Annotated in this window: 12 protein-coding genes; 8 read left to right on the top strand and 4 right to left on the bottom strand. The window is 61.3% G+C overall.

The genetic code is table 11. The features are described from left to right. The first annotated feature begins 9 nt into the window (after window positions 1-9). The 4 genes from ABX75_RS09985 to ABX75_RS09970 all read left to right on the top strand — a co-directional run bounded on the left by ABX75_RS09985 (window position 10) and on the right by ABX75_RS09970 (window position 5262). On the top strand, window positions 10-282 hold the full coding sequence (locus ABX75_RS09985; protein ID WP_003232363.1) for a DUF2160 domain-containing protein: 273 nt from the start codon (window positions 10-12) through the stop codon (window positions 280-282). A gap of 33 nt (window positions 283-315) precedes the next feature. After that, a complete protein-coding gene (locus ABX75_RS09980; RefSeq protein WP_034114134.1) occupies window positions 316-2058 on the top strand; it encodes an ABC transporter substrate-binding protein in 1743 nt (580 codons plus the stop codon). Window positions 2059-2926: 868 nt separating this feature from the next. After that, window positions 2927-4306 carry an iron-containing redox enzyme family protein gene (locus ABX75_RS09975; protein ID WP_047881853.1) on the top strand — a complete coding sequence of 460 codons (1380 nt, stop codon included), beginning with the start codon at window positions 2927-2929 and terminating at the stop codon, window positions 4304-4306. Window positions 4307-4317: 11 nt separating this feature from the next. Further along, a complete protein-coding gene (locus ABX75_RS09970) occupies window positions 4318-5262 on the top strand; it encodes a class I SAM-dependent methyltransferase (RefSeq protein WP_047881852.1) in 945 nt (314 codons plus the stop codon). A gap of 8 nt (window positions 5263-5270) precedes the next feature. Here ABX75_RS09970 and potE read toward each other — a convergent pair whose 3' ends face one another. From potE to ABX75_RS09955, 3 genes are all read right to left on the bottom strand, one after another. Beyond that, a complete protein-coding gene (gene potE, locus ABX75_RS09965) occupies window positions 5271-6596 on the bottom strand; it encodes a putrescine-ornithine antiporter (RefSeq protein WP_047881851.1) in 1326 nt (441 codons plus the stop codon). Window positions 6597-6649: 53 nt separating this feature from the next. After that, window positions 6650-9883, bottom strand: a complete 3234-nt coding sequence (locus tag ABX75_RS09960; RefSeq protein WP_047881850.1) for an ATP-binding protein — start codon at window positions 9881-9883, stop codon at window positions 6650-6652. A 61-nt stretch (window positions 9884-9944) separates the two neighbouring features. Next, window positions 9945-10373 (bottom strand): hypothetical protein, encoded by a 429-nt coding sequence (locus tag ABX75_RS09955; protein WP_034098569.1) that lies wholly within the window; start codon window positions 10371-10373, stop codon window positions 9945-9947. Between the two features lie 117 nt (window positions 10374-10490). Here ABX75_RS09955 and ABX75_RS29000 point away from each other — a divergent pair, with 117 nt between their 5' ends. Further along, window positions 10491-10691, top strand: coding sequence for a hypothetical protein (locus ABX75_RS29000; RefSeq protein WP_143506391.1), 201 nt, complete (start codon window positions 10491-10493; stop codon window positions 10689-10691). An 8-nt stretch (window positions 10692-10699) separates the two neighbouring features. Here the strand turns inward: ABX75_RS29000 and ABX75_RS09950 are convergent, their stop codons facing one another. Next, the gene (locus ABX75_RS09950; RefSeq protein WP_034114127.1) at window positions 10700-11488 is read right to left on the bottom strand and encodes a helix-turn-helix domain-containing protein; all 789 of its coding nucleotides are present in this window, start codon (window positions 11486-11488) and stop codon (window positions 10700-10702) included. An 85-nt stretch (window positions 11489-11573) separates the two neighbouring features. On the opposite strand from ABX75_RS09950, the gene ABX75_RS09945 reads away from it, so the two are divergent. The 3 genes from ABX75_RS09945 (at window position 11574) to ABX75_RS09935 (ending at window position 14665) form a co-directional block, all read left to right on the top strand. Next, window positions 11574-12572 (top strand): bile acid:sodium symporter family protein, encoded by a 999-nt coding sequence (locus tag ABX75_RS09945; protein WP_034114125.1) that lies wholly within the window; start codon window positions 11574-11576, stop codon window positions 12570-12572. 121 nt (window positions 12573-12693) lie between these two features. Beyond that, on the top strand, window positions 12694-13899 hold the full coding sequence (locus tag ABX75_RS09940) for an EAL domain-containing protein (RefSeq protein WP_034114335.1): 1206 nt from the start codon (window positions 12694-12696) through the stop codon (window positions 13897-13899). Between the two features lie 139 nt (window positions 13900-14038). Next, window positions 14039-14665, top strand: a complete 627-nt coding sequence (locus tag ABX75_RS09935; RefSeq protein WP_034114124.1) for a response regulator transcription factor — start codon at window positions 14039-14041, stop codon at window positions 14663-14665. Window positions 14666-14694: the final 29 nt, after the last annotated feature.

The following is a 14694-nucleotide window of genomic DNA, read 5'->3' as shown; positions in this document are numbered from 1 at the left end:
GATTCGATGATGGAATGGATGGCCTGGACCACCCCCACCGCACTGTTCTTTGGCGGCATCGCCCTGATTCTGGCGGGCATGACTACCTGGGAGCTGCGTTCGCCGAGCATCCCGCGGCGCGGGTTTCTGCCGATCAGCACCACCCGTGGCGATCGTTTGTTTATCGGTCTTCTCGGCAGCGCCTACCTGCATTTGCTGGTAATCGGCGTTACCGACTGGAGCATCTGGGTAGCGTCCGCGCTGTCCCTGGTATGGCTGTTGAGTGTGATGCGTTGGGGCTGATGCCCTTATGAAATAAACAACCAGGAGGTCTCTATGTTGAATAAGAACAATAAGCTGCGACATAGCATTTCATTGGCCGCCGTACTGGCCCTGAGCGGTTTGAGCGCTTCGGCCTGGGCCGATGCCTACGAAGACGCCGCGAAAAAATGGATCGGCAGCGAGTTCAAACCGTCCACCCTCACCGAAGCCCAGCAGCTCGAAGAGTTGAAGTGGTTTATCAAAGCTGCGGAGCCGTTCCGTGGGATGAAGATCAACGTGGTGTCGGAAACCCTCACCACCCACGAGTACGAATCCAAGGTGCTGGCCAAGGCCTTTAGCGAGATCACCGGGATCAAGCTGACCCACGACCTGCTGCAGGAAGGCGACGTGGTGGAGAAACTGCAAACCCAGATGCAGTCCGATAAAAACATCTATGACGGCTGGGTTAACGATTCCGACTTGATCGGTACCCATGTTCGCTATGGCAAGACCGAATCGATCACCGACCTGATGGCCAACGAAGGCAAGGACTTCACCTCGCCGACCCTGGACCTCAAGGACTTTATCGGCCTGTCCTTCACCACCGGTCCGGACGGCAAGCTCTACCAACTGCCCGACCAGCAGTTCGCCAACCTCTACTGGTTCCGCGCCGACTGGTTCGAACGCCCCGAGCTGAAAGCCAAGTTCAAAGAAAAGTACGGCTATGAACTCGGTGTGCCGGTGAACTGGTCTGCCTACGAGGACATCGCCAAATTCTTCAGCGAAGACGTCAAGGAAATCGACGGCAAGCGCATCTATGGGCACATGGACTACGGCAAGAAAGACCCGTCGCTGGGCTGGCGTTTCACCGATGCCTGGTTCTCCATGGCCGGCGGCGGCGACAAAGGCCTGCCCAACGGTTTGCCGGTGGACGAGTGGGGCATTCGCGTGGAGGACTGCCACCCGGTGGGTTCCAGTGTCACCCGTGGCGGCGACACCAATGGCCCGGCGGCGGTGTTCGCCACCCAGAAATACGTGGACTGGATGAAAGCCTATGCGCCACCTGAAGCAGCGGGCATGACCTTCTCCGAATCCGGCCCGGTGCCGTCCCAGGGCAATATCGCCCAGCAGATTTTCTGGTACACCGCGTTTACCGCCGACATGACCAAACCGGGCCTGCCGGTGGTGAATGCCGACGGCACACCGAAATGGCGCATGGCGCCGTCGCCGGTAGGTCCTTACTGGGAAAAGGGCATGAAAAAGGGCTATCAGGACGTAGGTTCCTGGACGTTCCTCAAGTCCACCCCCGAGAAGCAGAAACTGGCGGCATGGCTCTATGCGCAGTTCGTGACCTCGAAAACCGTGTCGCTGAAGAAAACCATCGTTGGTCTGACGCCGATTCGTGAGTCCGACATCAACTCCCAGGCCATGACCGACATGGCGCCGAAACTCGGCGGGCTGGTGGAGTTCTACCGCAGCCCGGCCCGCGTGGAGTGGACGCCTACCGGCACCAACGTGCCGGACTACCCACGCCTGGCGCAACTGTGGTGGAGCAATATCGCCGCCGCCGCCAGTGGCGAGAAAACCCCGCAACAAGCGCTGGACAATCTGGCCAAGGAGCAGGACGCGATCATGACGCGCCTGGAACGCTCCAAGGTGCAGCCGGTGTGCGGCCCGAAAATGAACCCCGAGCGTGACGCGCAATACTGGTTCGACCAACCGGGCGCACCCAAGCCGAAACTGGCCAACGAGAAGCCCAAAGGCGAGACCGTCGGCTACAACGACCTGCTTAAACAATGGGAGGCGGCGCGCAAGTAAGCGCCTATTTGTAGTGAGCGGGCTTGTCGAATCGTCGCACCGCCCGGGCTGGGCTGCGTAGCAGCCCCTTCTTAAGGTGCCGCGGTGTGTCAGATGGGACACATCGCCTGAGATAGGGGCTGCTTCGCAGCCCGGCGCGGGGCAAGCCCGCTCACCACAGCAAGCCCCCTCCCACAGTTAAACTCCTCTGGGCCACCACCCGGCAACTCGGTGCATCTGGCCCAATAGCCATAGATCTCTACACAAGTTTTAAGGCTGAAATAGCTCTGTGGTGAGCCCCTCCCACAGTTAAGTTCCTCTGGGCCACCCCCCGGCAACTCGGTGCATCTGGCCCAATAGCCATAGATCTCTACACAAGTTTTAAGGCTGAAATAGCTCTGTGGTGAGCCCCTCCCTCAGTTAAGTTCCTCTGGGCCACCCCCCGGCAACTCGGTGCATCTGGCCCCAATAGCCATAGATCTATACACACGTTTCAAAGGCTGAAATAACTCTGTGGTGAGCGGGCTTGCCCCGCGCTGGGCTGCGAAGCGGCCCCATTCCAGGCGATGTGGTTTAGCTGACACATCGAGGTGCCTGGGTTTGGGGCTGCTTCGCAGCCCGGCGCGGGGCAAGCCCGCTCACCACACAAACGTGCCCGTTCACTACACAAGTCTCTCCACCCCATAACCTCTGCCAGGCCTTGCCCTGCCAAGGTTTTCAGGCCGATTCTGCGCCACAGCAATCGACCGCTGGTCCACCCCGTCTTAATCCGATTTGAATTTTCCGCACCTCCCGAGGCTCTGCATTCTAGACACGCGCCGTTCAGCGTGCTTACGGGGCCGCCTTGTCGGGAGGCCTGGTTGTTTAGGACTTTGCGGACACTGCCATCATGACGTTCCTCACAGCGCTCTCAGGCCAGCCGGCCTCGATGCACCATTCGGCTCACGGTCGTTATCACGCCCTGTACCAACAGCTGTACAGCGAAGCCGAGGGCGCCGGAGAAGCCGCACGGGATTTTGTGCAAGCGCAATTGGCCCAGGTGCGTAAGTTACCCGGCGACCTGCCCGAAGTGCCTGAACATCTGACCGCCTGGGTGGAGCAGCGCTGCGCCGAAGTGGCCCAGGCCTACGCTGAGTACCTGGAGCAACGCCAACAAGGCCGGCCCCGTCGATTTTTTCACAACAAGGCCCATGCCTTGTATTGCCTGCAGCGCGTGGCGCCGACCAAACAGGTCGACGGCGCCTGGCTGTACGGCCTGCTGCCCCATTGGCACGACCCGCGCTTTGACGGCCTGCTCACCACCTACCTGGAAGAGTTGGGCGACGGCCACGCCGCGCAGAATCATGTGGTGATTTACCGCAAGCTGCTCAGCGACCACGATGCCGCCAGCGAAGCCGGCCTGGACGACGATCACTACCTGCAAGGCGCTCTGCAACTGGCGCTGGGTCTGTGCGGCGAGGACTTCTTGCCGGAAATCATCGGCTACAACCTGGGCTATGAGCAGTTGCCCCTGCACCTGTTGATCACTTCGTACGAACTGAGCGAACTGGGCGTCGACCCCTATTACTTCACGCTCCACGTAACCATCGACAACGCCAGCACCGGACACGCCTGCAAAGCGGCGCAATCGGTCATCGACCTGTTGCCGTTGGGCGAGGGCAGGGCGGACTTCTATCGACGTGTGGCCGAGGGCTACCGCCTCAATGACTTGGGCCCGGGCACTACAGCCGTGATCAATAGCTTCAACCTGCACGACGAACTGGTGGCCATGCTCGAACGCAAGCGCACCTTCGGCCAGCACATGCATTCGGACTATTGCCGCTTCGAAGGCAAGACCGTCAACCAATGGCTCGCCAAGCCCGGGCAGATCGGCGCGTTTCTCCAGGCACTGGAAGACAAGGGCTGGATCAAACGCAACCAGGACCCGGCCGAGAGCCGCTTCTGGCAACTGATCGAAGGCGCCGGTGCGGCGATGTTCGGGGTGTTCAGTGGCTATGAAAAACAGGTGCTGCATGACTGGATCGCCGGTGATTGGATCAGCGCCGAACGCGTGCCTGCGGTGCGCCCCGGTCGTGGCAAACCGCTGCCCCGCGATACGCATCGGCCGACGGACCCGGACACCCAGGCGCTGGTCGAAACGCTGTGCAACCTCACCGATCAACAGCAACTCACTGCGCTGCTGCCGTGGTTGTCGGCCCGTCGCCATTGCACCCCCGCGGGGCTATATGCCACGCGCCGCTTTATCCAACTGCGCGCGCGCCTGCGCTAAGGAACCTGTTTATGTCCGCACAACAACTGGCCGACCGTGCGCTGCTGAACCTGGGACGCGGTTTGCAACAGAGCGGCTACCGCTTTATCACGCCCACGCCCTTGACCCATAACCGCGTCTACGCACGCCTGGCGACGCCGCTGGCCATGAACCTGCGCGATGTCTTCGGCTGGTCGATGCCGTTTGACCGCGACCTGTTGCCCGACGCCTTGCGCGAAGAGTTGCAACACGCCGATGTCGTCGAAGAGCACGATTCGCTTTGGCGCAGCGCCGTGCGCTGGTCGAGCCTGGATGACCTGTTGATTGCCCACTCGGCGTATCCCACCACCCAAGCGGATGCGGTGTTTTTCGGGCCTGACAGCTACCGCTTCGCGCAACTGATCGACGCCCACTTGCAACAGCGCTTCGAGCCGATCAAGCGTGCCGTGGACATCGGCTGCGGCGCCGGCGTCGGTGCGCTGGTAATCGCCCGCTCGCGACATGACGCCCAAGTGCTTGCGGTGGACATCAACCCGCGCGCCTTGCGTCTCACCGCAGTGAACGCTGAGTTGGCCGGCCTGAGCAATATCAGCGCGTATCACAGCAACGTGTTGGACAGCGTGGAAGGCGAGTTCGACTTGATCGTCGCCAACCCGCCTTATATGAACGATGACCGCCAGCGGGCCTACCGGCATGGCGGCGGCGCCTTGGGCGAGCAACTGTCGGTGCGGATTGTCAGCGAGTCCCTCGGGCGCCTGGCAGTGGGCGGCACATTGGTGCTGTATACCGGTGCGGCGATTGTCGCCGGGGAGGATCCGTTCCTCGCGGCGGTTAAGCCGTTGCTCGGCGGCGATGCCTACGGCTGGACCTACCGCGAACTAGACCCGGATGTATTCGGCGAAGAGTTGGAAAAACCCGGTTATGAGCGCGTAGAGCGGATCGCCGTGGTCGCATTGGCAGTGACCCGTTTGCGCTGAGGGCCGGCTTAGCAACTCTCAGCCCGCCCAGCGCCGACGAAGCGTTTAGCCAGAAAACCGTACAGCACGTAACCGAACGCCAGCACCAACATCGCGCCAAACACCGCCTCTTCGCCGCAGGCGTAGATCGCATACAGCGAATACGCCGCAGCCACCAGCACCACCAGCGTATTGCGTACTTGTAGCGCTTGAGGGGCGCGGGCCTTGTGCATCATCACCATTAGCCCGGTGAGGGCGGTGACGTAGGGCACCAGGTTGGTCACCACCGCCAGGCTGACCAATTTGCTGAACTGCGCTGAGGCGGTGGGCGAGATGGTCGACAAGGCGATCAGGCTTTGCAGCGCGGCGCAGGCCAACAGGCCCAGGAGTGGCGCGTTGGCTTGGGTGATCCGACTGAAAAAACGCGGAAACATGCGCTGATCCGCCGACATCTTGGCCGTCTGGGCCAGGGTGAACTGCCAGCCCAGCAATGAGCCGATACAGGCCACCACCGCCAGCGCCATGATCACGTCGCCAACCCACGGCGCGAACATCTGTGCATATACCACCGCGAAGGGCGCGGACGCGCTCGCCAGTTTGGCGTTCGGCACGATGCCCTGGATCACAGTGGTGGACAGCACGTACACCAGCGCCGCGCCGAGGGTGCCGAGCAGGCAGGCCAGAGGCACGGTGCGCTGCGGGTCTTCCACGGCGTCATGCCCCTGGGCCGCCGACTCCATGCCAAGGAATGCCCACAGTGTCAGCGGAATACTCGCGCTGATCGCGTCCCAACCTTGAAGCTGGTGCGGGTTCCAGGCCGCCACGAACACCTCGACCTTGAAATAAAACCAGCCGATCACACACAGCCCCACCACCGGGATAATCACGCCCCACACCGTCACCACGCCTATGCGCCCGGTCAGGCGTGGGCCGCCGAAATTGGCGGCGGTGGTCAGCCAGATCAGCGCCAGGCTGCCGATAAACAGCGGCACCGGGCCACTGGCCAGCCATGGAATAAACGCCGAGAGATAGCCCACCGCCGAAATCGCAATCGCCACATTGGCGATGATCAGCGACAGAAAATACAGAAACGAACACAGGAAGAACCCCGACTTGCCGTGGGCTTCTTCGCTATACGCCGACATCCCCCCGGCGCGTGTGCAGAACACGCCGCATTGGGCAAAGCCATATGCGATCGCCATCGAGCCCACCGCCGTGATCAGCCACGACAGCAACGAAATCGCGCCCAACTGCGCCATGCTCGCCGGCAACATGATGATGCCCGAGCCCATCATATTGATCGTCACCAACGTGGTGAGGCCCAGCAGGCTCATCTTTTTGCTTGGCGTGGTCATCGAGTACTCCGTTGAGCCTGTGGGCCGGTATGACCGTCAGCAATAGCGCGGATTCAGGCGTTTGTCTCGCTCGGGCGACCAGGGGCCAGCGCCTGGTGCGGCAGCAACGTCATCACATCGCAGAACAATGCACGCTTTTGCCAGTCGTTGCGGTCGCCGATCACGTACAAGCGGCGCTTGGCCCGGGTGGCGGCCACGTTCAGCAGGTTCGGCTCGCTGACCACCCAGTCCCGCGCACCGGCGTTTTCGCTGCTGCCGCCCAACACCATGATCACCACGGGCGCCTCCTTGCCCTGCATGGTGTGAATGGTGCCGTAGAGCATTTTGCGCGGCAGCAGCTCTTTAAGGCGATCGCGCACCGCCTGGAAGGGAGTGACCACGGCAATATCGGCGATTTTCACACCGTCCTGGCGCAGCATCGCCAACAAGCGCATCAGGGCATCGCCTTCGGCCGCGACCCAGTTGCCGGACGAAGGGCCATGGGCTTGGACCCAGCCGGTGGCCAGGCTGGCCGGTGTTTCTTTGGCCGGGGAGGGCGGCACGGTGCCGAAGACCATGGCGCCGTCGTAGGCGATGCGGTTCGCCAGCGCGTACATCGGACGGTCGCAGCGACGATGCACCACCAGCGGCAAGCCGACCCAGCGCTTGGCCTGCGGCGGGCCCATCATCCGGCCCCAGCGAGTGGCTTCGTCGGCCAGGGTTTGCGCGGACTGGCGCGTCGGCATCCAGTATTCGTCGACGCCGTAGCGGGTGCGCATATGTTCCAGCACCGCTTCCGACACGGTGACGATGGGCTTGAGTTGTAGCGGATCGCCCACCAGCACGGCACGGCGCGCGCGCCATAGGGCACCGACCGCCGCTTGCGGGGTGGCCTGGCCGGCTTCGTCCACCAGCAGCCAGCCGATTTCACCGACCCCCAGGGAGCCGAACGAGCGCGCAAACGAAGCAAAGGTGCTGCTCAACACCGGCACGAGCATAAATAACGACGCCCAGCTCGAACGGATCGCCGCGCGCGAGACGCCCTGGAAGCGCGCGCCCTGCAACACACGGTTAATGAAATACAGATTGGCGCGAACGCGCTTGGCTTCCAGTTCGAAGAAGCACTGGTGCAGCTTCAGGGCCTGGATAAACACTCGGGCGCGGGCCTGGCGCCAGCCTCTGATCGACCACGGTTCAATCAGCTCAATGGCCTCGCCGCGTCCGATAATGCCGTGGCGCAGCCAGGCCAGCAGGTGCTCTGCCTTGCACGCCTTGGCCAGGGCGGTGATTTGCTCGATCTGCTGGCGCTGACGCTCGCGCAAACCGCCCAGAGCTTGCTGGTGTTCCGTGCTCAGGTGATTGAGCGCCTTGCTTTCGCCGGTCAGACGCGCGGCGCTGCGTTTGACTTGTTCGAAGCTTTCTTCGGCCAGGGCGTGCCGGCTGCGGATAACACCTTGTACTTCATTCCAACGCCGCTGCGTGCCCCACAGGCTCAGGAGGTTGGCAAAGAACCCGGGCTTGGCCGCCAGGTGCCGCTGCACCTCGTTCAGGCTGTGTTGCAGAGCGTCGCGGGCGGGCTTGAACTCGCGCTCGTCGAGTTGTGCGATACGCGCATCGGTCTCTTTGATCGTGTGGGTCAAGCGCTTGAGTGCGTCCTCTTGCTCAGCGATTTGCGCGCGCAACGCGCTGACAGCCTGCAAATGGTCGTTGATGCGCTGGGCGTCGGCGCTCAAGTGTTCGGCGTGAGCCTTGGCCGCCTGATAATCCGCCACTGCCTGCTGCCAGGTGCTCAGGCGTTGCGCGGAGGTGCGGCTGATGTCGGCCTGGGTTCCGAGCCAGCCGAGGAAGCCACGGCGCGCCTGTTCTGGGCTGTCTTCGCCGGGCTCGTCTTCTTCTTCCTGGTCGTCGTCCAGCTCCTCGGCCTCCAAGGCCGACAGCCAGTCGTGCGCCTGTTCTTCGAGGTCGCTGGCCTTGGGTTTGCGGGGTGGCTGGCCGTAGAAGTAGCGGCTGATAAAGGTGCGGCGCCGCGCTTTGCTGCCCAGCGCGGCGGAGATCAGGCCCCAGGCGGGTTTGCCGCTGACCAGTTCACCCAGTTCGCCGAAATAGTCAGCGTCCGACAGCCAACTGGGGTCGATCTTGTCGCGCTGCGGCAGCTCCAAGGTGACGTTTTCGACGGCGCCGTTATTGGACGACGCGATCACCATCTCAAAGCCGAACAATACCGGGTTGAGCGCATGCACCGTTTGGAAGTCCGTGCCATCACTCACCCGTTCGGGCGTGCCGTCGACAAAGGCGGCAGACGCGCGGGGCAGAGCGGCCAGGGCATCGGCGCGCTGGGTGACCACGGCGGCCAGCAGATCACGCAACAGGGTGGTTTTGCCGGTGCCGGGCGGGCCGTTGATGCCCAGCACACCTTCGCCATCGCTCAACGTATGCAGCAGGGTATTCACCGCCAATTGCTGGGAATGCACCAGCCCCAGGTGATGCTCGGCCGGCCAGCAGCCCAACGGGTACTGTTTGGGCGCCAGACGCTCGATTAACGCCAGGGAGGCATCGTCATCGTCGATGTGCAAGCGCTGTGCCGGGGCATGTCGCGCCAGGTACTGCGCCAGCGGTGCGCTGGTGATGCCATTGCGCAGGTTGTCCGCCACGTCGGCCAGGTCCGCGAGCAGAAAACTGTTGAGCGGGTCGTCTTCCTGGGCGGGGTTCTTGATCTTGATGGGCGTGGAGCGCCAGCGGTGGGTGTAGCGCTCGGTGGCGCTGAAGTAGTCGTCCAGGCCGAGGAAATTTCGAATCTTCTCCGTCAGCTCGACCAACATCGCCGCATCGACTGGGCCGCCCATCAGCGGCTTGATGTCCTCGCGCAGATAGTTTTGTTCCTCGTCGAAGCCGCGGGTCCAATCCCTGTTTGCCAGGGCGCGGCCGAGGAACCAGGCTTCGCTGGAGAGCACCAGGCTGTCTTGCACCATCAGCCCCTGCTCGGTGAACTTCAGCGCGAAAAGCGCGGATTCACGGGTTTTCGGCGGCTCTTTATAGCCTTGGTCGGCACCGTAGAGTTGCTTAAGGCTTTCGGCCACGCGGCGGCTGTCGTACAGGTGGGCGAAGAGGGTGTGGCTCCAGACCCGGTCTTTAGGCTTTGGCTGGCCGTGCGCCGGGCTGCTGGCAGCCCATGGCATCACCGGCCGCGCCGCATTGCAGTCATGCAGGAACGACGCAAACAGACTGTCGCGCTTTTCGATTTTGGGGGCCGATTGCGGTTGCAGCAGCTCCACGGCGTGCCAGTAGCGGGTGATGCTTTCTCGGGTCATCAATCTCAATCCTTTGCGTAAAACGCCGGTTCATCCCGGTTCGGCGCGTATTGCGGGGGCTTTAAGCCAGTTGGGGCAACAGGTTCAAGTGACCGTCGACCTCGTTGACCAGGCCGCTGGCCAAAAACAGTGGCGCCAGGCGCTTGTGCAGTTGCGGCTCGACAAATTCCTTTACGGTATCCAGGGCCAGCAAACCGGTAGTCGGCAGCTCTGCCTTGGTATACGACAACCAGGCCTTTTTCAACGCCTGCAACACATCGCTGCCTGCCGTGGATGCAAAGCGGCGATGGGTGGGTTTGCCGTCGAAGCTGAAGGTGTGCTGGAACGCGTAACCGCTTTCGTCGCCGCCGCTGGCGGTGCAGCGGATGCAGGTGCAAGGGCCGTCGCCGAACGCGCTGCGCAGGTAAGTGTTGAAGTCCACCACCGGTTTGAGTGACAGGCGCTTATCGACCTCGAACAGGTCCCCGGTCATTTTTTCGTCAGTGTTCAACGTCCGTTTCCTCGCAGTGGCATGGCAGCTTTTCAAAGCGCCGCACAATAACAGTCGAGGGCGGGTTTGGGCACTACTTGCGCTTGCGGGTGGATGAGTTGCGATAGAACGACAGAATTGCCAGCAACTGAACGACCGCTATCGCGGCCACCATCGCCCGGCCAGCGTTGCTCGCACCTGGGCGGTGCGTTGGGCGCGCAGTTGCTGACGCATATGCTGCGTGAGCGCTGGCTGATGCGCACGCTCGATACCCGTGCGTTAACGGTCACCCCGAGAGGCCGCAAGCGCCTGGCTGCTGTATTTGATATTTCATCCTGACGCGGGGCTCAGCGAAAAAACTCCCCCGGCGTGGCATCGAACTGCTGGCGAAACGCATTGATGAACGCCGATGTCGACTCATACCCGCTGGCCAGCGCCACGTCCGTGACCCGTTCGCCATGTTCTAGGGCGGGCAGGGCGCTGAGCAGGCGCAGGCGTTGGCGCCAGGCGCGGAAGGTCAGGCCGGTGTCGTGCAGGAACAGGCGGCTGAGGGTTTTTTCGCTGACCCCCAGTTTGTCGCTCCATTGCCCCAAGGTGGTTTGCTGCTCCGGGTGGAGGTTGAGGCTGCGGTAGATTTGGCGCAGGCGCGGGTCCACCGGTAGCGGCAGCATCAGGTCGACCTGCGGCGCGGCGGCGAGTTGGTCGAGGATCACCTGGGCCAGCCGCCCGTCGGGCCCGTCCTCGGCGTATTCCACCGGCAGTTCGCTGAAGCTGCGGATCAGCTCGCGCAGCAGGTTGCTCACCTCCAGAACGTGACAGTGCCCGGCCGCCCATTGGGTGACGCTGCAATCGAGGTACAGGCTGCGCATCTCGGTGTGGGGCGTGCTGTACACCCGGTGCGGCATGCCCGCCGGAATCCACACGGCTCGTTGCGGCGGAGCGACAAAGCGGCCGGCGCTGGTCTGGATCTCCAACACCCCGGAAATTGCGTAGGACAATTGTACCCACGGGTGACTGTGGCGGCGGGTCAGTGCGCGATTGGGCAGCGATTCAGTGCGCCCGTATACCGGCCGTGGCAGGCTGGACAGCCCGGGAATGCTGCGGCGCACAGTATTGGCATGTCCTTTAGGCGGCATTTACTGGCTCGTTGGCGTTAGTCGGTAATAAAGCGTTACGTTAGAGTCGCCATGACGCTCTTGGCAACCCCTGGATGACTTCACTATGACTCGGCCTCGCTTTCTACCCGACAACTTCACCCTCACGTTGATCGCGACGGTGATTCTCGCTTCCTTGCTGCCCGCCAGCGGCCAGACTGCCGTGGCATTCGGCTGGGTCACCAACCTGGCTATCGCGCTGCTGTTTTTCCTGCACGGCGCCAAGCTCTCGCGCCAGGCCATCGTGGCCGGCGCCGGCCATTGGCGCCTGCACCTGCTGGTGTTCAGTCTGACCTTTGTGCTGTTCCCATTGCTGGGCCTGGCACTTAAACCGGTGCTGTCGCCGTTGATCGGCAAAGACCTGTACATGGGCATGCTCTACCTCTGCGCGTTGCCGGCCACGGTGCAGTCGGCGATTGCTTTCACCTCCCTGGCGCGCGGCAATATCCCGGCGGCGATCTGCAGCGCGGCGGCGTCGAGCCTGTTTGGGATCTTCCTCACACCGTTACTGGTGACCTTATTACTCAATGTCCATGGCGACGGCGGCTCCACCGTCGACGCTATCGTGAAAATCAGCGTGCAGTTGCTGCTGCCGTTTATCGCCGGGCAGATCGCGCGGCGCTGGATCGGCGAGTGGGTAGGGCGCAACAAGGCGTGGCTGAAGTTCGTTGACCAGGGCTCGATTCTGCTGGTGGTGTACGGCGCGTTCAGCGAGGCGGTCAACGAAGGCATTTGGCACCAGATCCCATTGTGGGAGCTGGGCGGGCTGGTGGTGGCCTGCTGCGTGCTGCTGGCGCTGGTGTTGGTGGCCTCAACCGTGCTTGGCAAGGCGTTTGGGTTCAATCAGGAGGACCGCATCACCATCCTGTTCTGCGGCTCGAAGAAAAGCCTGGCGACCGGCGTGCCGATGGCCCAGGTGCTGTTTGCCGGGGCGAGTATGGGCGTATTGATTCTACCGTTGATGCTGTTTCACCAGATCCAACTGATGGTGTGTGCGGCGCTGGCACAGCGTTATGCCAAGCGTGCGGAGAGTGTTGCGGAGTTGATGGCGCAGGTGGATCCTTAGTGAACGAACAGATACTAGGCTGTGGGAAATTTCCTACATGATGGTGGGATTATTCCCTTATTGATTCAGAATGCTCCAGGCCACTATGGGTGCCTTCACTTCTGCCAAGTGGTTGATAAAGATGGCCCACCCTCGCGTCCTGGTTCTTGAGAATCAACGGTTTCAACGCAGTGTTCTGATCAAGATGCTTGATCGGCTGGGCCTCCGGGATGTGCTTCAGGCCAGTGACGGCGACCAGGCCATGGCGCAATTAATGGCTTGTGGTGGCGTCGATATTATCCTCTGCGATTTGGCTGATAGAAGTCTGGACTGCCTGGATTTCCTGCACCGAGCCAGGCAGGCGGATCTGGTGCAGGCGGTGGCGTTATGCGGTGAGTTGCTGCCTGAGTTGCTCCGGGCAGTGATGCAGATGCCTTCGCTCTCGGGCCTGCAGATGCTCGGTGTATTGCCCCCTTCGCTGGAACTGCACTCATTGCGCCGCCTGCTGCGCCGCTATTCCCAGGCGCATTCCCCCTTCAAACAACTGCCTGTGCCCAGGGCATTGCCCGATGAACATGAAATTCACCAGGGCTTGGCGCTTGGGGAATTTCGTGCATGGTTCCAACCCAAATTCATCTTGGGCACTGGGCGACTGGCTGGAGTGGAAGCGTTGGTGCGTTGGGAGCACCCAACCCGAGGTCTGCTATTGCCGGCGGAGTTTCTGGCCGCCGTCTTGGCCTACGATTTGATTGATCAGATGTTTAAACAACTGCTGGAACAGGGTTTAAGCCTGTTGAGCGTGCTACGTCGGCAACAGGTGCACCTGGAACTGGCGTTTAATCTGCATGCCTCGCAATTACTCAGCGACGAGGTGACCTTGTATATCCAGCAAGCCTTGCTGCGTTACGACTTTGCCGGTTCCACTTTATCGTTCGAGCTGGCAGAAAACGGTTTGCTGGATCTCTCTCCGCGTATCCAGGAAAACCTACTGCGTTTACGCATGCTTGGCTGTGGCCTGTCCATCGATGATTTCGGCATGGGCTTTTCTTCCCTCAAGCTGCTTTGCCAACTGCCGTTCAATCAACTCAAACTCGACGGCGAATGTGTTCGTCGAATGGACGAACCCCACAGTCAGGCCATGGTCGCCAGCACGCTGGCGCTCGCCCGTTCGCTGGATATGAGCCTAGTGATAGAGGGCATCGGTAACCAACGCATCCATGAGGGCGTGTTGGCTCTGGGTTGCGAGATCGGTCAGGGCTACTATTTGGCGCGGCCAATGGCGGGGTATCGCCTGCTACCTTGGTTGGACGCCTATTTCGCTGGCCAGCGAAACGCGAAAAATTGCTGAGGCTACAGCTCAGATATTTCCTACAATCCAAGCGCGCTCGTGTATTTTGAGCAGCGTGTTTCGGACACAGTTTTCCACCGTTTTACGCTATTGACTTATAGGTCATCGGCAAATGCCGGCGCGTCTTTCAGAGGTAGTCATGTTTAAAGCGTTAGTTGTGGACGATCATCCGTTCATTCGTTCTTCGGTCAAGATGCTTCTCAAACAGGAGTGTTTCGAAGTGGTTGCCGAGGCGGATAACGGGGTCGACGCGGTGCAGCTGGCTCGTGAGCATGAGCCGGATCTTATTGTGCTGGACATCGCCATGCCCAAGCTGGATGGGTTGGAAGTCATTACTCGTCTCTGCTCACTGGGCCTCAAATGCAAGATCCTGGTACTGACGTCGCAGTCACCGCTGTTCTACTCAATGCGCTGCATGAAGGCCGGGGCCGCCGGTTACATCTCCAAGACCAACGATTTAGATGAATTGGTTAAGGCGATCAAGGCTGTCATGGGCGGCTATACCTTCTTCCCTAATCTGGCGGTCAGTTCGGTGCGTCGCAGCGATACCGAGACCACCGATCTGGAGCTGATCCAGAGTCTCTCTGATCGTGAGTTGACGATTCTACAGCGCTTATCCCAAGGGTTGAGCAATAAGGAAATCGGCGACTCGATGCTGCTCAGCAACAAGACCGTCAGCACCTACAAGACACGGCTGATCGAAAAACTCAACGTGAAGTCGGTCGTGTACCTCGCCGACTTCGCCAAACGCAATAATTTGATTTGATGGGCGTTTACTGGCGTACAAGAATCGTT

The organism is Pseudomonas sp. ARP3, from assembly GCF_001029595.1.
In the GTDB taxonomy this organism is placed as follows: domain Bacteria; phylum Pseudomonadota; class Gammaproteobacteria; order Pseudomonadales; family Pseudomonadaceae; genus Aquipseudomonas; species Aquipseudomonas rhodesiae.
This window is presented reverse-complemented; position numbering and strand designations above follow the sequence as displayed.